Here is a 23,335-nt window from a genome sequence, read left to right as displayed (position 1 = left end):
ATGAGTCGCCGTCGCCATGAAAGGCGGACCGCACCATGCCATCGAGCCTCCGAACACGCCTCAGATCGATCCGCACCGCCGTCACCGCCGTCGCCGTCGTCTCCGCCGCCGCCGTCGGCGCCCTGCTGCCCGCGCCCCCGGTGCAGGCGGAGCGTGCGGCGCCCGCCCCGACACCGCCGTTCGAGCAGCAGGTGCTGTTCAAGGCCTCTCAGGATCCCGGGTACGCCTGCTTCCGCATCCCGGCCGTGGTGCGGACGACGAAGGGCACCCTGCTCGCCTTCGCGGAGGGCCGGGTCAACGACTGCAGCGACGCGGGCGACATAGATCTCGTGCTGAAGCGGTCGCAGGACGGCGGCCGGACCTGGGGCCCGCTCCAGGTCATCGACGAGGGCGCGGGCGACACCCACGGCAACCCCGCGCCGGTCGTGGACCGCGAGAGCGGCCGCATCCTGCTTGCGGAGACGTTCAACACCGGCCGCACGGACGGCAAGAACTGCGACGTGCCGTGCGACCGCACCCCCCATCTGCAGTACAGCGACGACGACGGCCGCAGCTGGTCGGCGCCGCGCGACCTGAGCGACGAGATCCTGCCGAAGGCCTGGAACTCCTGGTACGCGACCGGCCCCGTGCACGGCATCCAGCTGACCCGCGGCAAGCACGCCGGACGGCTCGCCTTCGCCGTCAACGCCGAGACGTGGGACGGCAGCCGGGTGAGCGCCAACCACGCCGCGCTGATCGTCAGCGACGACGGCGGCGACCACTGGAAGGTCGGCGCCACGGACTCGTACCCGATACCTCCTGACGGCACGTACCGTCAGAAACCGTCCGAGATGACGATCACCGAGCGGCCCGACGGTGCGGTCTACGTCAGCGGCCGCGAGCAGGACGGCACCGACCTGGGCCACCGCACCCACACGGTCAGCCGCGACGGCGGCGACTCTTTCGTCGCCCCCTTCCGGGCCATCCCCGACCTCTACGCGCCCCAAGTCCAGGGCGCCACCCTGCAGTTCGGCGGACGGCTGCTGCTCGCCTGCCCCGCCGACCCCGACCGCCGCCGCACGATGCAGATCCGCTCCTCCTACGACGGCGGCCGCACCTGGGACAGCGTCGACCGCGGCACGACGGTGACCACCGACTGGTCGGGCTACTCCGATCTGGTGCGGGCCGACGGCGCGCACGTCGGGCTCCTCTACGAGGGCGGCGCCGTCGACGCGCGCGACGAGATCCGCTTCGCGCGCTTCACCGAAGACTGGCTGCGGCCGCGCCGCGGCCCGGATCCGACGACCCGCGACCGGGCACCGGGCGCGCGCCCCGCCGCGGTGCTCGGCGGGCCCCGCGAGACCGAGGGACGCTTCGGCGGGGCGCTCGCCTTCGACGGCACCGATGACGCCGTACGACTGCCCTTCCGTGACCGACTGCCTCTCGGCACACGGGACTTCACCGCCTCGCTGTGGTTCCGCTACTCCGCCACGACCGGCGAGCAGCCCCTGCTGTGGATGGGCGGCATCGGCACCAATCAGCCGCAGGTGTGGCTGCGCGGCGAGCCCGCGAGCAACCGCGTCACGGGCCTGATCACCACGCGCGAGGGTGCGGCGCCCCCGAGGTCCGCCTCCGTGCGCACGACGAGCGCGTACAACGACGGCCAGTGGCACCACATCGCGCTGCGCCGCGGCGCCGGACGTCTGACGCTGTTCCTCGACGGCATCCAGACCGGCGCCGCCGACGTGCCTGGTTCGGTCAGCCGCACCTCGCCCTTCGGTGTGCACGTGGGTCAACGCCTGGACAGCCGGGCCTACTTCGCGGGTGACCTCGACGAAGTACGCGTGTACGGCCGGGCGTTGGAGGACGCGGAGGTGGAGGACCTGCGCACGGGTGATGCTCCTGTGACACGGGACACCGTCGTGCGACTCCCCATGGACCACGTGCGCGACAGCAACTAACGTCCCGGGCGTGTCCGTCCGCGAACGCCCCGCGACGGGGCCGCGCAGGATCTGGCCGGTCCTGCTCCTCGTCCTGGCCTGCGCGGCCGTGCTGCTCATCGCCCTCCCGGAAGACGACCGGGAGGGCGATGCGGCATGCGGGCCCCGCACCGTCGCCTCCTGGGCCGCCGACGACAGGGCCACCGGGGAGTTCGCGCGCTACGGCGACGACGCGGCGCGCACCGACGACTGGACCGGCGGCGACGGCACCCACTCGGTGCGCCTGCCGGACGGGCGCCTGCTGTGGCTGTTCTCCGACACCTTCCTCGGCCAGGTCCACGCGCCCCCGAACCCGGCGGGGCAGCCGCACACCTGGCGCGACGCGAACACGCCGATGGTCCGCAACTCGGCGGTGGTGACGTCCCGTTCGGGCGCACCGCGGCGCACCCTCGCCGCGCCGCTCTTCCCCGACCCGGCGCCCCAGCAGTGGCGCTGGCCGGTGGCGGCCCGCGTGGAGCCCCGCTCGCCCGGCGCGGACGAGCGGGTCGTGCGGGTCCTGCTGTGGAACCGCATGGCCAGCCAGGGCCCCTGGATCTACGGCGTCCCCGTCGCCACCGAGGTCGCCACGCTCGCGCTGCCCGACCTGCGCGTCGAGTCCATCGTGAAGGTCTCCGACCAGCGGTCGGTCGGCGATCCGGAGAAGCGGGTCCTGTACGGCACGACCACGGTCGACGACGCCGACTGGACGTACGTCTTCGGCGGCACGGACGCGCAGGCGACCTCGCGCCCCTCCTCCCACGCGTACGTCGCCCGCGTCCCGCACGGCAGGCTCGCCGAGACGGCGGCGTGGGAGTACTGGGACGGCGAGGAGTGGGGGCCAGACGTCACGCCGCGGCCCGTGCTGGGGGACGGCAGGCGCACGGGGGTGGGCAGCGCGTTCACGGTGGTGCGGGAGGAGGGGACGTACGTGCTGTTCACCATGGCCGCGGGCACCGAGGGCCTGACCACCGTCACGTCGTACTGGTCCTGCTCCCCCACCGGCCCCTGGCACGGCCCCGCCAAGGCCTTCGAGGCGCCCCTGCCCAAGGACGGCGCACCGCGGCAGGAGACCGCCGCCTACAACCCGCAGGCCCACCCGGCGCTCGGCGGCGACGGCCGTCTCGTGCTCAGCTACGACGTCAACTGGCTGAACGCGACGCCCGCGAACGCGCAGGCCAACATCAGCCGGAACGTGTCGCTGTACCGACCGCGGTTCGTTTCCCTGCGGCTCGCGGCGGCTCGCTGACGAACTGCTCCGGGTCCCGCGAGCGGCGCTTGGCGATGACCGCGCAGACCATCAGCTGCATCTGGTGGAAGAGCATCAGCGGCAGCACGGCGAGCGAGGCGTCCGCCCCGAACAGCACGCTCGCCATGGGCAGTCCGGCGGCCAGGGACTTCTTCGAGCCCGCGAACTGGATCGCGACGCGGTCGGCCCGGCCGAACCCGAGCCGCTTCGCGCCGTACCAGGTGAGCGCCAGCATGGCCGCGAGCAGCACCGCCTCGACGCCGAGCAGCGCGAGCAGCCGCAGCGGGTGGACCTGGCCCCAGATGCCCTGCACCATGCCCTCGCTGAACGCGGTGTAGACGACGAGCAGGATCGATCCGCGGTCGACATGGCCGAGGATCTTCTTGTGGCGCGTGATGAAGCCGCCCACCCAGCGGCGCAGGAGCTGCCCGGCGAGGAACGGCACGAGAAGCCGCAGCACGATCTTGAGGAGCGAGTCCCCGGAGAAGCCGCCCCCGTCCCCGCCGAGCAGCGCGGCCGCGAGCAGCGGGGTGAGCAGGATGCCGGCGAGCGAGGAGAAGGAGCCCGCGCAGATCGCCGCGGGGACGTTGCCGCGGGCCATCGACGTGAAGGCGATGGACGACTGGATCGTCGAGGGCACCAGGGTGAGGAAGAGGAAGCCGCTGAACAGCGCGGGCGTCAGGACATGCGGAACGAGTCCCTTCGCCGCGAGGCCGAGCAGCGGAAAGACGACGAACGTGCAGGCCAGGACCGTGACGTGGAGCCGCCAGTGCTTGAGCCCGTCGAGCGCCTCGCGGGTGGAGAGGCGGGCCCCGTAGAGGAAGAAGAGCAGGGAGACGGCCGCGGTGGAGGCGCCGGAGGCGACATCGGCGGCGGTGTCGCGGGCGGGCAGCAGGGCCGCGAGCCCCACGGTTGCGAGCAACGCCACGATGTACGGGTCGACCGGCATCCAGGACGGCCACTTCAGGCGTTTCACGGTGCTCCATGCTCTCGGTGCGGGGTGGTGCCTCTCCATGATCCCCCCGAACAAGGTGATCGGGAATCCCGCACACCGCTCTGACTGTCATCACGTTTCGCGATGAGCGCCGCTAAGCTGCTCCGTGTGTACGACCCCTCGCAGCTCCGCACGTTCCTCGCGGTCGCCCAGACGCTCAGCTTCACGCGGGCCGCCCGTCGGCTGAACCTGCGCCAGTCCACCGTCAGCCAGCACGTGCGCCGCCTGGAGGACGCCACCGGGCGGCAGCTGTTCGCGCGCGACACCCACAGTGTGGAGCTGACCGAGGACGGCGAGGCCATGCTCGGCTTCGCCCGCCGGATCCTGGCGGCGCACGAGCAGGCGGCGGCGTTCTTCACCGGCACGCGCCTCGGCGGGCGGCTGCGGTTCGGGGCCTCGGAGGACTTCGTCCTGACGCGGCTCACCGACATCCTGGAGTCGTTCCGCCACGACCACCCCGACGTCGACCTGGAGTTGACGGTCGAGCTGTCCGGGACGCTGCACAAACAACTGGACGCGGGCAAGCTCGACCTGGTGCTCGCCAAGCGGCGCCCGGAGGACCCGCGCGGCGACCTCGTCTGGCAGGACGACCTGGTCTGGATCGGCGCCGAGCGGCTGCGCCTCGACCCCGAGCGCCCGGTGCCGCTGATCGTCTACCCCCCGCCGGGCATCACCCGCGCCCTCGCCTTCGAGGCACTGGAACGGCGGGGCCGTGCCTGGCGCGTGGCCTGCACGAGCGGCAGCCTCAACGGCCTGGTGGCGGCGGCCCGCGCGGGGCTCGGCGTGATGGCGCACTCACGGGGCCTGATCCCGCCGGGCCTCGTCCGCGTCCCCGACCGGGCGGGCCTGCCGGAGCTCGGTCCGGTCGACTTCGTGCTGCTGCACGGCGAGCGGCGCGCTTCGGCGGAGGAGGCAGCGGACGCCCTCGCGGCATCGATCCTGGCGGGCGGCGACCGGCTGCACCGGGGCAGGCAGGGGCGTGCCGACCGGCCCTAGTGCAGCGGCCGCGGGTAGGTGAGCTCCTTGAAGCGGCGCAAGTAGGGGGCCGATTCGACGTGTCGCACTCCGTCGAGTGAGCCGAGCCTGCCGCTCAGATACGCGTAGAGCTCGTCGGTGTCGCGGGTCAGGACGCTCGCCATCAGGTTGGCGCGGCCGGTGATCGCGGAGACGTGGGCGATCTCGGGGTGCTCGGCCATCGCCCGGCCCACCTCGTCGAGCGCCCCGGGGGTGACGGTGATCCAGAGCAGCGCGGCGGTGGTGAAGCCGAAGCGGGCGGTGTCGTACTCGGCGTCGATGTAGAGGGCGCCCGAGCCGAGCAGGGCGGCGATGCGGCGCTTGACGGAGGACTCGGAGCGGCCCGTGATCCGCTGCAGTTCGGGGTAGCCGGCGCGGCCGTCGGACTTCAGGGCGGCGACCAGGGGCTCGTCGTCCGGGGAGATGCGGGCCGGGCCGGGGACGGGCGGAGGCAGCCCGGCGCTCAGTGCGGCGACCTGTTCCCCGGAGAGCGGCCGGTGTTTGCCGATCCAGCCGGTGCGGCCGCCGTAGAAGCGGTGCATCATCTGGTGCGCGGTGATCTCGACGAGCTTGCGGCTGCGCAGGAGCTTGCCGAAGAGCAGGTCGTCGTAGTCGCCGGGGCTGCGAGGCAGCGTCATGCAGACCACTTCGGTGCCCGCCGAGGTGAGGTGCACCCACGCCGTGTCGGGGCGGCGGGCCAGGGCGGCCGCGATGGCCTCGGCGCCGTCGGGCGCGCAGCGCAGCCGCAGCATCCACTCGTCGCGGCCGAGCCGTCGCGTGTCGCGCACGCCGATGACGCGCAGCCCCGCCTCGGCCCGCAGACGGCGGTAGCGGCGGGCGACGGTCTGGTCGGAGACGCCGAGGACGCCTGCGATCCGGCTGAAGGGGGCCCTGCCGTCGACCTCAAGCGCGTGCAGCAGCTTGAGGTCCAGCTCGTCGAAGACATCGGATTCCACCATTGCGACCCGCCCCCATGTCGAATTACGGCGCTCAGACAGCCCTCGGCACCTGAATCGTCCGCCGCCGCCTCATCGTACGAGGACACGGGCATCCGTGGGGACGACGAGTCGGAGGAACAGAGAGATGCGTACATGGGGGCCGCTGACCGCGGTGTCTCTGGGAACGTTCATGCTGCTGCTGGACGTGTCGATCGTGATCGTGGCGCTGCCCGACATGGCGCGGGCGCTCGACGCCTCGCTGAGCGATCTGGATGGGGTCTCCCCTGCTCATTAAGAGCTTGGGGAAGGGTCATCGACGGCTACGCGCTCGCGCTTGCCGCGCTGCTGCTCGGCGTCGGCGCCGCGGCCGACGTGCTCGGCAGGCGGCGGCTCAATGTGCTCGGCACCGCGCTGTTCGCCCTCGCCTCGCTGGGCTGCGGGCTCGCCTCGGACGCGGATGTCCTTGTGGCGGCCCGCGCCGTGCAGGGCCTGGGCGCCGCCGCGATGCTCGCGACGACGCTGCCGCTGCTCGGCGCCGCCTATCAGGGGCGCGACCGGTCGACGGCGCTCGGGGTGTGGGGCGCGGTGAGCGGCGCGTCGGCCGCGCTCGGCCCGATCGTGGGCGGGCTGCTCACCGAGGGGCCGGGCTGGCGCTGGATCTTCTTCGTGAACCTGCCGGTGAGCGTGGTGTCGGTGTGGCTGACGCTGCGCGTGGTGCCGGAGGCGAGGGGTCCGGCCGGGCGCCGGGTCGACTGGGCGGGCACGGTGGCGTTCGCGAGCTTCGCGGGCGCGGGGACGTACGGGGTGCTGCGCGGCGGGGCGGACGGCTGGACGTCGGCGACCGCCGGTACGTCCTTCGCGGTCTCGGCGCTCGCGCTGCTCTGCTTCGTCCTGGTCGAGCGGCGCGTGGCACAGCCGCTCCTCGACCTGCGGCTGCTGCGCAAGCCCGCCTTCACCGGCGTGCTGATCGGCGCGATCGGCTACAACGGGGCGGCCTTCGGCGTCGTCCCGTACGTCTCCATCTGGCTGCAGACCGTGCTCGGCATGAGCCCGGTGAAGGGCAGCCTGGTGCTGCTGCCGCTCGCCACGACGTCGTTCGTGGTGGCGCTGCTCGCCGGGCGGCTGCTGCACGGGGTGGCGCCGCGTCTGGTCATCGGCGTCGGGCTGCTGCTCATCGGTGCGGGCGGGCTGTGCATGGCGGTGCTCGACGCCGACTCGTCCTGGGCGGCGCTCACGCCGGGGCTCGCGCTCACGGGGGTCGGCGCGGGTCTTGTGGCGCCGGGGCTGGCGGGGGCCGCGCTCGCCGCGGTGCCGGCCGGGAACGCCGGGATGGCGGGCGGCGCGGTCAACACGTTCCGCCAGCTCGGATACGCGGTCGCGGTCGCCCTGTTCGGGACGGTGCTCACTTCCCGTATGAACGCCTCGCTCGGCCATGACGCGGCGCACGCCGTCGCGGGCGGTGGCGCCTCGGCCCTGCACGGCACGGTGTCCGAGCACGCGGTGCGCGCGGCCTTCGCCTCGGGGCTCAACGGGGCGTCGCTGGCGGCGGGTGTGGCGGGTGTGGTCGCCGGTGTCCTGGTGCTCGTGATGGTGCGGGCGCCTCGGCGGCCGACGGAGGTGGTGGTGGGCTCGGGCGCCCCTGCCGCAGCCGACGCCGCTGCCACCGCTGCCGCCCAGGCGGCCGCGGCGCCTGTGCGGGGGTGAGGCGGGCCCGGGTGGCCCGGCCGGGCGCGGGTGTGCATGATCTTGTTGCGTGTGGGTATCCGGGGTCACGGCCCCGGAGGAAGACATCTGTGTGCCGCGTACAGATTCGGTGGAGATTACGCCACCGAAACTTACTCCAGCGTAAGTAAGTTGTCCGGCCCTTACCCTTGTGGCCGCATTTACCCCGGCTGACCTGTGCCGATGGTCCGTACCGAGCGCGCCTGGACCCCCTCCCGAAGGCGCTCGGGGTGGGGTACGGTCACGGCGCTGTGCGGAGCGCCACAAGGAGCATCATTGCGCGAGTTCACGAATCCTCCGATGGCGTCGGCGCCGCTGGTGGGCGGCCTTGCCGACGCCGTGTTCGATCATGCCCTCGAGGACCCGTCGCGCATCGCGTTCGGCCGCAAGACCGACGGGCGCTGGACCGACGTCACCTCGGCCGAGTTCCGCGACGAGGTGCTCGCGCTGGCCAAGGGCCTGATCGCGCAGGGCGTACGGTTCGGCGACCGCGTGGCCATCATGTCCCGCACCCGGTACGAGTGGACGCTCTTCGACTTCGCGCTCTGGAGCATCGGCGCCCAGGTCGTGCCGGTCTACCCGACGTCGTCGGCCGATCAGGTCTTCTGGATGCTCCACGACGCGCAGGTGTCGGCCGCGATGGTCGAGCACGAGGACCACGCCATGACGATCGGCTCGGTCATCGACCGCCTGCCGCAGTTGCGCAAGCTCTGGCAGCTGGACACCGACGCGGTGGGTGAACTGGGCGCCGCGGGGCGGGACATCGACGACGAGGTGGTGCACCGCCACCGGCGCGCGGTCACGCCCGACTCGATCGCCACGATCATCTACACCTCCGGCACCACGGGCCGCCCCAAGGGCTGTCTGATCTCCCACGCGAACTTCATGTTCGAGGCGGACGTGATGGTCGCGCGCTGGGAGCCGGTCTTCGCCTCCAAGCGGGACAGCGAGGCCACCACGCTGCTCTTCCTGCCGCTGGCGCACGTCTTCGGCCGCATGGTGCAGATCGCGGCGGTGCGCGGCCGGGTCAAGATGGGGCACCAGCCGAACCTCAACGCGGCGGCGCTGCTGCCCGACCTCGCCGCCTTCCGCCCCACGTTCATCCTCGCCGTGCCGTACATCTTCGAGAAGGTCTTCAACGCGGCGCGGCGCAAGGCGGAGAAGGACGGCAAGAGCGGCCCGTTCGACAAGGCCGTCGAGTGCGCCGTGCGGTACGCCGACGCGCTGGAGGCGAAGGCGTTCGGGACGGGCCCCGGGCCCGCGGCGGGGCTGCGCATGCAGCACCAGCTCTTCGAGAAGCTCGTCTACTCCAAGGTGCGCGAGGCGATGGGCGGCCGGGTGCGGCACGCGATGTCCGGCGGCTCCGGGATGGACCGGCGCCTCGGCCTGTTCTTCGCGGGCGCCGGAGTGGCGATCTACGAGGGGTACGGCCTGACGGAGACGACCGCCGCCGCGACCGCCAACCCGCCCGAGCGCACCCGCTACGGCACCGTCGGCCAGGCCATCCCCGGCATGACCGTGCACATCGCGGAGGACAGCGAGGTCTGGCTGCGCGGCGGCAACGTCTTCCAGGGCTACCTCAACGACCCCAAGGCCACCGACGCCACGCTGCACGACGGCTGGCTGGCCACCGGTGATCTGGGGGCGCTTGACGAGGACGGCTATCTGACGATCACCGGGCGCAAGAAGGAGATCCTGGTGACGTCCGGCGGCAAGAGCGTCTCACCGGCACAGCTGGAGGAGCGGGTGCGCGACCATCCGCTGGTGGCGCAGTGCATCGTCGTGGGCAACGACCGCCCCTACATCGCGGCGCTCGTGACGCTGGACGCGGAGGCCGTGGAGCACTGGCTGACCATGCGCCGCAAGCCCATGATGGCGCCGGGCGATCTGGTGCGCGACCCGGATCTGGAGACCGAGGTGCGCCGGGCCGTCGTGGCCGCCAACACCCTGGTCTCCCAGGCCGAGTCGATCCGTACGTTCCGCATACTGGCGCATCAGTTCACCGAGGAGCACGGCCTGCTCACGCCGTCGCTGAAGCTGAAGCGGAAGGCGATCGAGACGGCGTACTCGACGGAGGTCGAGGCGCTGTACCGCAGCTAGGTCGTGCCCGGATCCGGCCCCATGAGCCTATCTGACGGGTCATCAATTCTCCCTGCGCCCCTTATTGACGGTTCATCAGGTCACGCACAGAATCAGCCCCACTTCGACTTCAGGGGGCTCGACCGTGTCGCGATCGATCCGCACCATCACCGCCGCCGCTGCGGCCCTGCTGCTCGCCACGTCCTGCAACTCCGCCTCCAACAGCGGCGGTTCGGGCGAGGACGACGGAGAGAAGGGCGGCAGTTCGGCGCGCGGAGTGACCGACGACTCCATCAAGGTGGGCGGGATCGTCTCCATGACGACGGCCAGCGGCTACAGCAAGAAGGACACCGACCTCGGCGCCAGGGCCCGCTTCGACCGCGCCAACGCCGGGGGCGGCGTGCACGGGCGGAAGATCGACTACCTGGGCGCGGAGGACGACGGGCAGGACCCCGGCAAGAACCTCGCGGCGGCCCGCAAGCTCGTCCAGCAGAAGAAGGTCTTCGCCATCGCCCCGATGAGCTCGGTCACCTTCTCCGGCGCCGACTTCCTGCAGAAGCAGAAGGTCCCCACCTTCGGCTGGGGCACCATCCCGCCCTTCTGCGGTCCGACGTACATGTACGGCTTCGGCGGCTGCATGGTGCCGATGCCCGGCGGCACGATCACCCAGAGCTGGCCCGAGGGCCTGAAGAAAGTCACGGACGGCGCCCGGGGCAAGTCGGTGGCCATCCTCGCCAACGACAACGACGCGGGCACGTTCGCCATCCGCACCTACAAGCAGAGCTTCGCGGCGGCCGGGTACGAGGTGACGTACGCCAAGTCGATGGTGCCCGCCACCTCGGTGCCGAGCGACTGGTCGGCGTACACGAAGGAGATCCTGCGCTCCGACGGCGGGAAGGCGCCGGACGCCGTCGTCTCCGTCATGCAGACCCCGTACAACATCGGCCTGTTCACGGCCGTCAAGCGCGCCGGGTTCAAGGGCGTGCTCACCGACCCCACCGACTACGACCCCGGCCTGCTCGCCAAGAGCGCGACGCGGAAGGCCCTGGACGGCGTGCACATCCTGCTGTCGTTCCAGCCGTTCGAGCAGAACACCGCGGACATGCGGCGGTTCAAGGCGGACATCAGGAAGACGGCGGGCAAGGACGTGCCGCTCAACATGCACATGATGACGGGCTACATGTCCGCCGACCTCTTCCTCGCCGTCGCCGGGAAGGCGGGCAAGGACCTCACCGTCGGTTCCTTCCAGGCGGCGGCCGACGGCTACTCCGACACCGGCACCATGGTCGGCGACCGCCGACTGCCCGACGGGCGCAAGGAGTCGTTCGGCTGCGGCGCCCTCGTCCAGCTGAGGGGCGGGAAGTACACCGTCTCATCCCCCTTCAAGTGCTACGAACCGATCCCCTTCAAGTAGGGGCGGGCCGCCATGTCGGACCTGCTGGGATTCGTGCTGAGCGGTCTCGTCTCCGGAGCCCTGTACGCCCTCCTCGCCACGGGGCTCGTCCTCTCCTACTCGGCGTCGGGCCTCTTCAACTTCGCGCACGGCGCGACCGCCTACCTCTGCGCCCTCGCCTTCTACGAACTGCACTCCGGCTTCGGCTGGCCCGCCGTACCGACGGCGCTGCTCCTTGTCGTCGTGGCGGCCCCGGCGCTCGGCTGGGGCCTGGACCGGCTGATGTTCCGCAAGCTGGCACGGGTCGGTGAGACCGCGCAGATCGTCGCGACGATCGGGCTGCTCGTCGCGCTGCCCGCGCTCGGCCTGTGGGTGGTGGAGCTCCTCGACGAGGCGGGCGCCTCCGTCGAACCGGCGGAGAACCAGTTCGGGCTGCCGGGCGTCGGGCCGAGCCCGGCCAGGAGCTGGCAGCTGACGGACGGCGTCGGCGTCGACTCCGACCAGCTGATCACCTGGGTGACCACGGCGGTGGTAGCGGTCGGCCTGTGGATCCTGATGCGCCACACGCCGCTCGGCCTCCGGCTCCGCGCCGCCGTCGACAACCGCTCGCTCGTGGAGCTGCGCGGCATCAGCGCGGACCGCCTCTCGTCGGTGGCGTGGATGCTGTCGTCCGCCCTCGCGGGCCTGGCGGGCGTGCTCGCCACCCCCCTCCTCGGCCTCTCCTCGCACGACTTCACCCTGTTCCTGTTCGTCTCCGCGACGGCCGCCGTGCTCGGGCGCTTCCTGTCGATCCCGCTGGCCTTCGCCGGGGGTCTCGGGCTCGGCGTGCTACAGAACCTCGTCGCGGGGTACGCCGATTTCGCCGAGAAGATCACCGGATTCCGTACGGCCGTGCCCTTCCTGATCCTGTTCGCCGGGCTGCTCCTGCTCACGCGGCGGCAGCGGACCGCGGGCACGGCGGCGGTCGACGCGCCGCCCGTCGACTACCTCGCGGGGCGGTCGTGGACGCGCAGGTGGGGTCCGTGGACGGCGGCGGCCGTCCTCATGGCCCTCGCCCTCTACACGGTCACGACCCCCTTCTGGAGCGGTATCCTCACCCAAGGGCTCGCGATCTCCCTGGTGTTCGTCTCCTTCACCGTGGTGACGGGGCTCGGCGCGATGGTGTCCCTCGCGCAGGCCACGTTCGTCACGGGCGCCGCGCTCGTCGCCGGGCTGCTGATGAGCCACGGCTGGCCGTTCTTCGCCGCGGCGCTTGCCGGTACCTGCGCGGCGGCGGCGCTCGGCGCGCTCGTGGCGCTGCCCGCGCTGCGGCTCGGCGGCCGCTCGCTGGCCCTCGCGACCCTGGCGCTAGCCTTTCTCGCCGATCAAGTCCTGTTCCAGATGGGGTGGTTGCGCAACGGCGACACCGGCTGGGAGATCCCCCGCCCGGTCTTCGGCCCCGTCGACCTCTCGGACGACCGCGCCATGGGCGTCGCGATGATCGTCCTCGTCTCGGCGGCCGTCGCCGCGCTCGGCGCGCTGCGCGACTCGCCCTCGGGGCGCGCGATGCTGGCGGTACGGTCCGCGCCCGCGGCGGCGATGGCCTCGGGGGTGTCCGTGGTGCGCACGAAGCTGCTCCTGTTCACCCTGTCGGCGGGGCTCGCGGGGTTCGGCGGCGTGATGTACGCGTCCTTCAACACCCGCATCACCGCTACCGACTTCACCGCGATGACCGGACTGATCTGGCTGGCGGTGGCGGTCGCGGCGGGGGTGCGCAGGGCGCAGTTCGCGGTGGTGGCGGGCCTGGTCTTCGCGATCGTGCCGCACCTCGTCGCGGACTACGTCACGGAGTCCGTGCACCTCCCGGTGATCCTCTTCGGCCTCGCGGGCCTGGCACTCGCCAACGACCCGGACGGGTACTGCGCGGCGGTGCCGGTACGGATGCACCGGAGGCGGCAGAAGCGCGGTGCGACTTACGCCCCTCCTGCAGAGATTCCAGCCCCTCCGGCAGAGATTCCGGTCCCTCCGGCAGAGATTCCCGCCCCTCCGGCAGAGATTCCAGCCCCTCCGGCGATTGAGGAGCGGGGTCTGGGGCAGCGCCCCAGTTCGGTGAGGGCCGGGCCCGGCGAGGAAGGCCCTCCCGCCCTCACCCTCCACAACCTCCGCGCCGGATACAACCGCACCCCCACCCTGCACGGCGTACACCTCACCGTCCACCCCGGCGAGATCGTCGCCCTCCTCGGCCCGAACGGCGCGGGCAAGTCCACCACCTGTCTCGCCGCGGCGGGACAGCTCCGCCCCCTGACCGGCCAGGTGTACATCGACGGACGCGACGCCACCCGCTGGGACGCCGTCCACCGCGCCCGCGCCGGCGTCGTCCTCGCCCCCGAGGGCCGCGGCATCTTCCCCGCCCTCACCATCGAGGAGAACCTCGCCCTGTACCTCAAGGACCGGGACGCGCGCGACGCCGTGTACGAGCGGTTCCCGGGCCTCGCCGCCCGGCGCCGGGTGCCCGCGGGTTCCCTGTCCGGCGGCGAGCAGCAGCTCCTCGCCCTCGCCCCGCTGCTGCAGCGCCCGCCAAAGGTGCTGATCGCGGACGAGCCGTCCCTCGGCCTCGCGCCCCGCGTGGTCGACGACGTGTTCCGCCTCCTGGTCGAACTCCGGGACGCGGGCGCCGGGTTGCTGCTCGTCGAGGAGAAGGCCGCGGAGATCCTCGGGGTCGCCGACACGGTGGCGTACCTGGCTCAGGGCCGGATCTCCTGGTGCGGTCCGCGCTCCGAGGTGCGGGCCGACCGGCTCACCGAGGCGTATCTGGGCATGGCGCGGCCATGAGCGAGCGGGAGCACGTCCTGCGGGCCGAGGACATCGGCGTGCGATTCGGTGGCGTCCGCGCCCTGGACGGCGTGGGCCTCGCCGTCCGGCCGGGCGAGGTCTGCGGACTCATCGGCCCCAACGGCGCGGGGAAGACGACGCTGTTCGACGTCGTGTCCGGCATCCGCAGGCCGGACCGGGGGCGGGTCCTCGTCGACGGGCGCGACGTCACGCGCCGCTCCCCCGTGTGGCGGGCCCGCCACGGCATGCGCCGCACCTTCCAGCGGCAGCAGCTCTTCGGGCAGCTCACCGTCGCCGACAATCTCGTCGTGGCGCAGGAGTGGCGGGGCGGGGGCGGCGGGTTCGCCGCGGATCTGCTTGCCGCGCCGACCCGGCGTACGCGCGAGGCCGCCCGGCGCGAGCGGGCCGCGGAGGTGCTGCGCGCGTGCGGTCTCGACGCGCTCGCCGGGCAGTACGCGGGCGCGCTGCCGGTGGGGCAGGCCCGCATGGTCGAGCTGGCGCGCGCGGTCGCGGACCCGCCCAGGGTGCTGCTCCTTGACGAGCCCGCTTCCGGGATGACGGCCGACGAGCGGCGCCGCCTTTCGGCCGTCGTACGGCATCTCGCGGACGAGGAGGGCTGCGCCGTGCTGCTCGTCGAGCACAACGTCGCCTTCGTCATGGAACTCTGCGCCCGCGTCGTCGTCCTCGACCTGGGCCGGGTCCTCGCGCACGGCACGGCGGCCGAGGTGCGCGCGGACCCGAGGGTGCGCGACGCGTATCTGGGCACGGCCCCGGCCACCGACGCACGTTGACCAGGGGGCTCAGACCAGACACGGCGTACGACATCGGCGGCCATGCGGCACCTCTCCGACCTCGGAACCGCCATTCAGCGGTACGGGACGGCCGGGGGCAGGTCCCGCCAGCGGTACCAGCGGCCCTCGCCCGCATGGACGGCGAGTGCGGCGTGGCGGGCCACCGCCAATGGTCCGGACCGATCCCGCCTCCATGAATTCACGGGACGATCGGTGATCAGGAATGCAGCACGGCCCCTGATCGTTGACCATGGGAATACCAACCGACCGACTTAAGGATCGAAAGCTCGTGAGCAAGGTTCCCCCGATCATCCTGAACAACGGCGTCGAGATGCCCCAGCTCGGCTTCGGCGTGTGGCAGGTTCCGGACGACGAGGCCGAGAAGGCCGTCGCGCTGGCCCTGGAGGCCGGGTACCGCAGCATCGACACCGCGGCCATCTACGGCAACGAAACAGGCACCGGCAAGGCCATCGCGGCCTCCGGCGTGGCCCGCGAGGACCTGTTCGTCACGACGAAGCTCTGGAACAGCGACCAGGGCTACGACACGACTCTGCGCGCCTTCGACACCTCCCTGGAGAAGCTCGGCCTCGACTACGTGGACCTGTACCTCATCCACTGGCCGCTGCCCTCCAAGGACAGCTACGTCGACTCGTACAAGGCCTTCGAGAAGATCCACGCCGACGGCCGCGCCAAGTCCATCGGCGTCTCGAACTTCCTGCCCGAGCACCTGGAGCGGCTGCTCGGCGAGACGTCGGTCGTCCCCGCCGTCAACCAGATCGAGCTCCACCCGCACCTGCAGCAGCGCGCCTCGCGCGAGATCCACGCCGAGCACGGCATCGCCACCGAGGCGTGGTCGCCGCTCGGCTCCGGCAAGGGCCTCCTCGAGGTCCCCGCGATCATCGCCATCGCGCAGAAGCACGGGCGCTCGCCCGCGCAGATCGTGCTGCGCTGGCACATCCAGCTGGGCAACGTGGTGATCCCCAAGTCCGTGACGCCGTCGCGGATCAAGGAGAACATCGACGTCTTCGGGTTCGAGCTCGACCCCGAGGACATGGCCGCGATCTCGGCCCTGAACGAGGACCGGCGGATCGGCCCGGACCCGGCGACGTTCGACGTGGTCTGAGCCTCCCCCGAGGGCCCCGGCACGGTGGCCAGGAGCCAGGCTCCTCCCACCGCGCCGGGGCCCTCGGGCGTGGTCAACAGGTCTGCCGGTACGGGGAGTCCGGCAGATACGTGCGCCACTCCTCCCTGCTCAGTCCGCCGCGCGCCCGCTCACACACGCTGTCCGCCGCGCGCCCCGCGGCGACGGAGACGGTGCGGATCGCGCCGCGCGAGGTCATGACGCGCAACGCGTCGCCGGTGAAGCCGAGCGCGAGAACGGGACCGCCCGTCCCCGCGTACCGGGCGCCGACGAGCCGCGGCGTGTCCGTCTCCCACACCCGCACGGAGCCGTCGGCGTCGCTCGCCGCGAGGTAGCTGCCGTCGGCGGAGAAGGCCAAGAACCGCGCGGGTCCGCCCCTCGTCGGCCCGTCCTGTGTCGGTCCGTCCTCCGTCAGAACGGCGAGGACGCGGGTGGCCCGGCCGTCCCACAGGGTGAGCCTGCCGTTGTCGTCGGCGACAGCGAGGAAGCGGCCGTCAGGACTGAACGTGCCGGACCACAGCGTGTCCTCGCCGCGCAGAACCGGCCTCGTACGCCCGGTCCCGACATCGGTCATCCGACCATCCAGGGAGAGGAGTTCGCGCCCGTCGGGTGCGAGGAGCAAGGCACCGGTGCCGGGACGCCTGCTGTGCAGCAGGCGCGTGGCGGCCAGGCCTTCGCTCTGCCCGCCGAGCCGCCAGACGTCGGCCTTCCAGTCGTCGAGCTCCTGCATACCGGTCGGCGGCGAGCCCACCGTGACGGGCGGCCCGCCACCCCCGGGCAGCACGACACCGTCCACCCGCGACGCCACATCCGCCGGGGGCGCCTCTTCCTTGCCGTGCCGCAGGTCCCATCGCCGGATCGTCGTGCCCTTCGGCTGGTCGACGCCGTACGCGAGAGTCCCGCTGTCCGGGGAGAACGCCAGGGCCGGGTCGCCGCAGTCCGCACACATCCGGCCGGGCAGCGTGCGCAGGGCCGCGCCGTCCCGGCCGTCGCGCAGCCGGAACACCCCTTCCTTACCTCGGCGTTCCAGGGTGAGCAGCGTGCGGCCGTTTGGGCTGAAGCGGGCCTTCTCGATGTCGGGCGACCGCGTCCCGCGCGGACCTGACAGGGCGTCACGGACGTCGAGGGTGCGGACCACCCTGGTGCTCACCTGCACGCGGACCACCCCGGCCGCCTCGTCCAGACGGACCCCGTCCGCCGTGAGCTCACTCACCGGGTGCCGCAGCAGCGGAGTCCCCGGATCGGCGGTGCGCCACAGGACCACCTCCCGGCTTCCCAGGGCGACCGCCAGGGTGCCGTCGGCGCTGAGGTCCACGTCCGGTTCGTACGCGCCGGGCAGCTTGAGCCTCGGCCGCTCGTCCCCGGTCCGTACGTCCCAGGTCCGTACGCCCCCTTCCACGGGGACGACCAGCGCACGGCCGTCCGGTGTGAAGACCGCCTCCTGGGCCTCGCAGAACGCCCGGTCGAGCGCGCGCGGCCACGTCCTGGGCAGATCGCGCCCCGTACCCACCTCCCGTACGGCAAGGGGGCCCTTGTCCCCCGAACAGACGGCCAGGAGCCGGTCGTCGGGGCTCATGACGGAGAACGGCGCACTGCCCGCGTCCGCGCCACGGACCCTCGTGACGACCTTGTGCCCCCGCACGTCCCACACCTCGACGTCGCCCCGGGCCTCGTGCTGGACGATGAACATCCGCCCGCTGGGAGCGAACCTGCCGGCCGTCCCCATGTTCTCGTCTTCGCCGCCTGCCAACGGCCGCCCCACCACACGTTCGCTCCGCAGATCCCAGATCTGGAACCCGCGCCGGGTCGCCCGTGCGATCAGCCGCCCGTCCGCGCTGACGTCCGCGTCGTAGCCGGAGGAGTCGAAGGAGCCCGGCCTGTCGTACGTACTGATCCGCCGTCCGCCGTTCAGCTCCCGGCGCGTCACCCGTCGCCCGGTGGCACTGGTCAGCGTGCGGCCGTCCGCGCTCAGGAACCGCGTCGTCGCGGGCGGGGCCGCCCCGCCGTCCCCGAAGAAGGCGTCCCGCTCCCGCTGTGCGGCGGCGCTGCGCACCGCCTCCCGGGTCTCCGGGAGATCCGCGAGCCGCCAGGCGGCCACGCTCAGCCGCATCGAGGTGACCGGGTCGGAGGTCCGCAGCGTCTCGGCGACACCGGCGATCCGGCGGGCCTGCGCCTCGGCGCTCTGCCGGTGTCCGTTCCGGTTCTGCTGCCAGGCGACCGCGCCCGCGACCGTCGCGAGACAGAGGACCACGGCGAGCGCGGCGAGGAGTACGCGGGTGCGGCGGGCGGCCCGCGTGCGTGCCCGTACGCCCTGTTCCTGTGCGGCGATCCCGGCCCGCAGGAACTCAGTCTCCCGCACGGTGAGTTGATCCTCCCCCTTGCTGCCCTCGAACGCCTCCCTCGCCGCCCTGAGCCTCTCCCCCCGGTACAGGGCGCCGGGGTCCCGGTCCAACTCCGCCCAGGAGCGCGCGGCTTCGGTCAGGGCCCGGTGCAGGCGCAGCCGCTCCCTGTCCTCCTCGATCCAGGCCCGCAGCCGTGGCCATGCGCCGATCAGCGCCTCGTGCGCGAGGTCGACAGACGTGCCGTCCACGGTCAGGAGGCGGGCCGCGACCAGCCGTTCCAGGACGTCGTCGCAGCCGGGCGGCAGCTCGGTGCGGTCGACGGGGCACCGGGTGTCCTGCGTGCCGTCGCCCGGCGCCACCAGCCTCAGGAGCAGAGTGCGCGCCTTCGACGCCGCTGCCGTACCCAAGCGCCCGTAGACGTCCTCGGCGGTGTGCGCGACGGCGCCGCGCACCCCTCCGATCGCCTCGTACGCCGCCTCGGTGAGCGTCCTGCCGCCGCGCCGACGCCACACTTCGCGCAGTGCGTGGGCCATCAGCGGCAGGCCGCCGGGCTCGTCCACCACGTCGGCGACGATCCGCGCGGTCAAGGCGCGTTCCACGACGAGCCGTTCGGCCGCCGCGGGCCGGACGATGGCCTCGCGCAAACGGCTCGGCGGCATCGGTCCGACCAGCAGATTCGCGTCGCCCAACGCGTCCGCGAGCGGGCCGTGTTCGGCACACCGGCCGTAGAAGTCCGCGCGCACGGCGAGGATCACGCGCAGCCGGGCGGCGGCGTCGCGCGCGGCCAGCAACCCGCGCAGGAACGCGTCCCGTTCGGCCGGGTCGTGACAGAGCGAGAAGACCTCCTCGAACTGGTCGACCACGAGCAGCGTGTCGCCGTCGCCGTCGGCCGGCGTGAAGAGGTGCCGGTGGGTGCGGGCCGGTCGTTCGCCGGGGGTCAGGATGCGGATCGCCGCGGGGCGCGCGGGTCCGGTCGACCGCCGCAGCGCCGGGATCAGTCCGGCCCGCAGCAGGGACGATTTGCCGCTGCCCGACGCGCCGATCACCGCCGCCACGCGCCGCCGGGCCGTGAGTCCCACCAGCTCGTCCACGAGGTCGTCGCGGCCGAAGAAGCGCTCCGCCTCGCCGGTGCCGAACCGGGCGAGGCCCGGGTAGGGCGACTCGCCTTCGTCGGTGCCGCGTCCGGCGTCCTCGGCCACCGTCTCGTACCAGTGCCGCTCCCACTCCGCCGGGTCCCCCTCGCACGCGGCGACATAGGCGAGCAGCACGGGCAGCGTCGGCAGCCGCTCGCCCGCGGCCGCCGCGGAGAGCGTGGGCGCCGAGTACGGAACGCGCTGCGCCATCACCCGGTACGTCGGACCGCCCGCGTCGACGCGGAGCTTGCGGAGCCCGTGCGCGAGGCGCTGCACGGGGCCCGCGGACGGCTCCAACGGCTTCTCACGACGCCCCACTCCGACCATCCCTCCCCCGCGCCCTGCGACGTCCGGCCGACACCCCCGCCCGACGCCCCCGGTCAAGATCCCGAGCCACGCTAGCAATTGATTGACGCGGCGGAACAGGGCTGCCCATCAATTCGTGCGCCGCTGAACTGGGCCTTTCGGGCCCGCTCCTGGGTCCTTCCTGCCCTTCGCAGCGCACCCACGGGAGTACGTCATCACCACCACCCTGCCCACCCGCTCAGCCCTCCGCCCCGCCCGGGGCGGCCCCCGCGGGCCCGTGCCCGGCGGACGCGCACAGCGGGCCGTCACCGCCCTCCCGGGACTGCTCCTGGCGCTCGGCCTCGGCCTCTGGGGCATCCGCCGCGGCGGCACGATGTGGCGGGACGAAGCGGTCACGTACGACGTCTCGCGGCGCGGATTCGCCGATCTCTGGCACACGCTGGGCAACGCGGACGCGGTGCACGGGCTCTACTACCTCCTGATGCACGGCCTGTTCCGGATCACGGGCGACGCCGACCCGCTCCTCGTCATGCGGATCCCCTCCGTCCTCGCCATGAGCGCGGCCGCCGCCGGTGTGGCGCTACTCGGCAGACGGCTCGCGGGAGCGCGCGCGGGGCTGCTCTCCGGTGTCGCGTTCGCGGCGTTCCCGCTGATCCAGCGCTTCGCGCAGGAGGGCCGTTCGTACGCCGCGGTCTGCGCGCTGACCGTCTGGGCGACGTCCGCCCTGGTGGACGCCGTCGCCGCCGAGGGGCCCCGCGCGCGGCGCCTGTGGTGCCGGTACACGGCGCTGGTGCTGGCCGCGTGTCTGCTGCACGAGTTCGCGGTGTTCGCGCTCGCCGGGCACGCCTTCGCGGTTCCCCGCGCCGCGCGTCGGCAGTGGGCCGCGGCGGCGGGCGCGGCGGTGGTGGGGCTCGCGCCGCTCGCCGTACTGAGCCGGCGACAGCAGGCTCAGGTGCAGTGGCTCTCGTTCGACACCCGCCAGTACGCGGCGACCCTCGGTGTGTGCCTGGTCGGGGTGGGCTGTGCCGCACTCCTCAGGAGGTGGGGGTCCCGGCGGACGGGGCCGGTCGGGCTCGTCCGGGTGGCGCTGCCGCTGCTGACCGCCCCCGTCTGCCTGCTGATGGCCCTCGCGCCGGTCAAGCCGCTCTTCGTGGACCGCTATGTCCTGTACATCTGGGCCGGTCTCGCCCTGCTCGCCGGAGGCGTCCTCGACCGGTCCCTGCGCGGTGGCCCCGGACGCGCCGCCGTCGCCTCGGTGACCGTCCTCGCCGCCCTCGCCGCGCTGATCCCCCTGGCCCTGCACCTGCGGACGCCCGAGAGCCGCGTCGACAACTCCACCGGCGCCGCCCACGCCGTGCGGGCGGCCGGGCACGCCGGGGACGCGGTGGTGTACATGCCGTCGCGCCGCAGGGTGTGGGCCCTGTCGTCACCCGCTGCCGTCGAGGGACTGCGGGACATCGCCCTTGACCGCAGTCCGGCCGCCTCGCACACCCTGTACGGCAGGGAGGTGCCCGCGGGCGTCATCCGCGACCGCATGAGCGGGGAGCGGCGCATCGTCCTTGTCACCGATCCGGCGGGCAGCGGCTTCGACGCGATCGACCGGGAGACGGTGAAGCGCCGGGTGATCGAGGACCGCTTCGCACGGTGCCGGTCGTGGCACACGCGCGGGGCACGCGTCATCTTGTACGCGCGCCCCGGTGGCTGCTGATGCGTGCCGTCAGGGCCTGTCGTCCTTCACCGCCACGTGCACCGTCTGCGCCGTCAGCAGGAACAGGTCGGCGCGCCGGTGCAGGCTCTGCGGGTCGTCCTCGTCCAGGAGGCGGTCGATGGCGGCGAGGTCGTCGGCGGCGAGCCGGTCCGCGTGCATCTCGCGGCGGCGGGTGAACTCGGTGACCACATGGGCTCGGGCGTCCGCCGAGAGCGGCGCGGGCAGGTCGAGGAGGAAGCTGCGGGTGGCCTCGTACCGCAGGCCCGCGCCGGTGAGGAGGGCGGGCCAGTCCTCGGTCGCGTCCTTCGCGCCGTCGAGCCCCGCCCGCATCCCCGCGAACCACTCCTCGTCGGCCGCCTCGATGCGGGCGAGGAGACCCGGGCGGCCGAAGCCGATGTCACGGGGCAGATAGCGGGCGGCGAGTCCGCCCTCCAGGAGGGCGATGGCGCCGCCGGGCGCGAGGCGGCCTGCGAGGGCCGACAGTGCGGCGCCCTGGTCGCCCACGTGGTGCAGGGACTTGCAGAGCCAGAGCAGGTCGGCCTGCGGCACGTCGTCGATGTCGTCCGGGAGCGCCGCGCGGACCGTGCCGAAGCGGCCCGCGAGGCCCTCGTTGCCCGCGCGCTCGCGGGCCCGCGCCAGCAGGGCCTCCTCGGGGTCCGCCGCGACGATCCGCGCCTCGGGAAAGGCGTCGGCAAGCAGGAAGGAGAGGGCGCCCGGCCCTGAGCCGACGTCGACGACGACACCCGGAGCGGGGGCCCAGCGCTTCAGCCAGTCGGCCGTCTCGCCGTACAGGGGCGCGGCGACCCGTGCGTAGCGCTCCAGCATGGCTTCCATGGCGGCCCAGTCCAGGTCGCCTTCGTGCCCGTGCCCGTGCCCATGCCCATGTCCATGCCCGTGGTGATGCCCCATCGTCTTCTGCCGCCTTCCGGTCAAGCCGTCCTCGTCCGTCGTCGGAGCCAGCCTGCTCCCCGTTTCCGGTTCCCGCCCAACGGTATTGCCGGTATCGCAAAAAGTTCGGTCAGCGCCGCTTCCGGTACGCGCGCACGCTGAACTGCGGGTCGGGGCGTGCGAGGTCCTGGTCCGGCAGGTCCGCGAGCCCGGCCTCGAACCGTGCGGCCAACGGTCCGTCGGGCGGGATCCGGGTGAACCAGCCGCGCCGCAGGTCCGCCACGGTGGAGCGCGGCGAGCGGCCCTGGCCGTGGCCCCGGAAGGAGGCCCGGCCTTCCGGCGCGAGAGCGTGCTCGGCGGCGTAGGCGTCGACGGCCTCGGCCCGGTCGACGGCGGGCCCCACGGGGCGCGGCGCGAGGACGGCGTCGATGTCGCTGCGCACGTCGTGCGAGGCGGCCTTGTCCACGGTGGTGACGTAGACCCCGCCGGGCCGAAGCACCCGCGCGCACTCGGCGACGACCGAGGAGGTCTCCTCGGGCCCGGACAGCAGATGCAGCAGCCACACCGTGCTCACCGCGTCGAAGGACCGGTCGGGGAAGGGGAGTTGGCGGCTATCGCCGAGGACGACCGCTCCGGGCATCCGGCCCGCGGCCAGCCGGGCCATGCGGTGGGCGGCGTCGACGCCGGTCACCCGCAGCCCCGGCCGCGCGGCGAGGCACCGGGTGACCAGGCCGGTTCCGCAGGCGACATCGAGGAGCGTGCCCGCGTCGGGGGGCACCAGGCCAAGGACCGCGGCAGCGGCGGCGGCAGCGCGGGGCTCACCGCCGCGCGAGACGTCGTACCGGTCGGCTTCCTTGCTGTAGTCCAGCAT

14 protein-coding genes and 1 pseudogene are annotated in these 23,335 nt (G+C 73.1%); 10 read left to right on the top strand and 5 right to left on the bottom strand.

Annotated elements, in window-relative coordinates; translation table 11 throughout:
• Positions 1–35 precede the first annotated feature (35 nt).
• Both ABZ953_RS36670 and ABZ953_RS36665 read left to right on the top strand, forming a co-directional pair.
• Complete coding sequence (locus tag ABZ953_RS36670) at positions 36–1,940, top strand: sialidase family protein (RefSeq protein ID WP_361733379.1); 1,905 nt, start codon at positions 36–38, stop codon at positions 1,938–1,940.
• 10 nt (positions 1,941–1,950) lie between these two features.
• Positions 1,951–3,204 carry a DUF4185 domain-containing protein gene (locus ABZ953_RS36665; protein ID WP_361733377.1) on the top strand — a complete coding sequence of 418 codons (1,254 nt, stop codon included), beginning with the start codon at positions 1,951–1,953 and terminating at the stop codon, positions 3,202–3,204.
• Here ABZ953_RS36665 and ABZ953_RS36660 read toward each other — a convergent pair.
• Positions 3,140–4,180, bottom strand: coding sequence for a bile acid:sodium symporter family protein (locus ABZ953_RS36660; RefSeq protein WP_361733375.1), 1,041 nt, complete (start codon positions 4,178–4,180; stop codon positions 3,140–3,142). The two genes, ABZ953_RS36665 and ABZ953_RS36660, sit on opposite strands and share 65 nt — an antisense overlap.
• A 126-nt stretch (positions 4,181–4,306) precedes the next feature.
• Between ABZ953_RS36660 and ABZ953_RS36655 the strand changes: the two genes are divergently transcribed.
• Positions 4,307–5,194: a LysR substrate-binding domain-containing protein gene (locus ABZ953_RS36655; RefSeq protein WP_361733391.1), complete on the top strand. Its 888-nt coding sequence runs from the start codon at positions 4,307–4,309 to the stop codon at positions 5,192–5,194.
• Here ABZ953_RS36655 and ABZ953_RS36650 read toward each other — a convergent pair.
• The gene (locus tag ABZ953_RS36650) at positions 5,191–6,171 is read right to left on the bottom strand and encodes an AsnC family transcriptional regulator (protein ID WP_361733373.1); all 981 of its coding nucleotides are present in this window, start codon (positions 6,169–6,171) and stop codon (positions 5,191–5,193) included. The genes ABZ953_RS36655 and ABZ953_RS36650 overlap by 4 nt on opposite strands.
• Before the next feature lie 124 nt (positions 6,172–6,295).
• On the opposite strand from ABZ953_RS36650, the pseudogene ABZ953_RS36645 reads away from it, so the two are divergent.
• The 6 genes and pseudogenes from ABZ953_RS36645 (at position 6,296) to ABZ953_RS36620 (ending at position 16,069) form a co-directional block, all read left to right on the top strand.
• Positions 6,296–7,854, top strand: a pseudogene (locus ABZ953_RS36645) (MFS transporter).
• A gap of 294 nt (positions 7,855–8,148) precedes the next feature.
• Positions 8,149–9,972, top strand: a complete 1,824-nt coding sequence (locus tag ABZ953_RS36640; RefSeq protein ID WP_361733371.1) for an AMP-binding protein — start codon at positions 8,149–8,151, stop codon at positions 9,970–9,972.
• A 124-nt stretch (positions 9,973–10,096) separates the two neighbouring features.
• On the top strand, positions 10,097–11,365 hold the full coding sequence (locus ABZ953_RS36635) for an ABC transporter substrate-binding protein (RefSeq protein ID WP_361733369.1): 1,269 nt from the start codon (positions 10,097–10,099) through the stop codon (positions 11,363–11,365).
• Between the two features lie 12 nt (positions 11,366–11,377).
• On the top strand, positions 11,378–14,155 hold the full coding sequence (locus ABZ953_RS36630) for an ATP-binding cassette domain-containing protein (protein ID WP_361733367.1): 2,778 nt from the start codon (positions 11,378–11,380) through the stop codon (positions 14,153–14,155).
• The gene (locus ABZ953_RS36625) at positions 14,152–14,946 is read left to right on the top strand and encodes an ABC transporter ATP-binding protein (RefSeq protein WP_361733365.1); all 795 of its coding nucleotides are present in this window, start codon (positions 14,152–14,154) and stop codon (positions 14,944–14,946) included. The genes ABZ953_RS36630 and ABZ953_RS36625 overlap by 4 nt, the downstream gene beginning before the upstream one ends.
• A 250-nt stretch (positions 14,947–15,196) precedes the next feature.
• Positions 15,197–16,069 (top strand): aldo/keto reductase, encoded by an 873-nt coding sequence (locus ABZ953_RS36620; protein ID WP_361733363.1) that lies wholly within the window; start codon positions 15,197–15,199, stop codon positions 16,067–16,069.
• A gap of 73 nt (positions 16,070–16,142) precedes the next feature.
• Here ABZ953_RS36620 and ABZ953_RS36615 read toward each other — a convergent pair whose 3' ends face one another.
• Positions 16,143–19,880, bottom strand: a complete 3,738-nt coding sequence (locus ABZ953_RS36615) for a WD40 repeat domain-containing protein (RefSeq protein WP_361733361.1) — start codon at positions 19,878–19,880, stop codon at positions 16,143–16,145.
• 265 nt (positions 19,881–20,145) lie between these two features.
• On the opposite strand from ABZ953_RS36615, the gene ABZ953_RS36610 reads away from it, so the two are divergent.
• The gene (locus ABZ953_RS36610) at positions 20,146–21,576 is read left to right on the top strand and encodes a glycosyltransferase family 39 protein (protein ID WP_361733359.1); all 1,431 of its coding nucleotides are present in this window, start codon (positions 20,146–20,148) and stop codon (positions 21,574–21,576) included.
• Between the two features lie 9 nt (positions 21,577–21,585).
• On the opposite strand, the gene ABZ953_RS36605 is transcribed toward ABZ953_RS36610, so the two are convergent.
• Both ABZ953_RS36605 and ABZ953_RS36600 read right to left on the bottom strand, forming a co-directional pair.
• Positions 21,586–22,410, bottom strand: a complete 825-nt coding sequence (locus ABZ953_RS36605; protein WP_361733357.1) for a class I SAM-dependent methyltransferase — start codon at positions 22,408–22,410, stop codon at positions 21,586–21,588.
• A gap of 184 nt (positions 22,411–22,594) precedes the next feature.
• Positions 22,595–23,335, bottom strand: coding sequence for a class I SAM-dependent methyltransferase (locus ABZ953_RS36600; RefSeq protein ID WP_361733356.1), 741 nt, complete (start codon positions 23,333–23,335; stop codon positions 22,595–22,597).

It is taken from the genome of Streptomyces sp. NPDC046465 (genome assembly GCF_040646035.1).
Lineage (GTDB): Bacteria > Actinomycetota > Actinomycetes > Streptomycetales > Streptomycetaceae > Streptomyces.
Note: the sequence above shows the minus strand (reverse complement) of the source record. Positions and strands in the feature narration are given on the sequence as shown.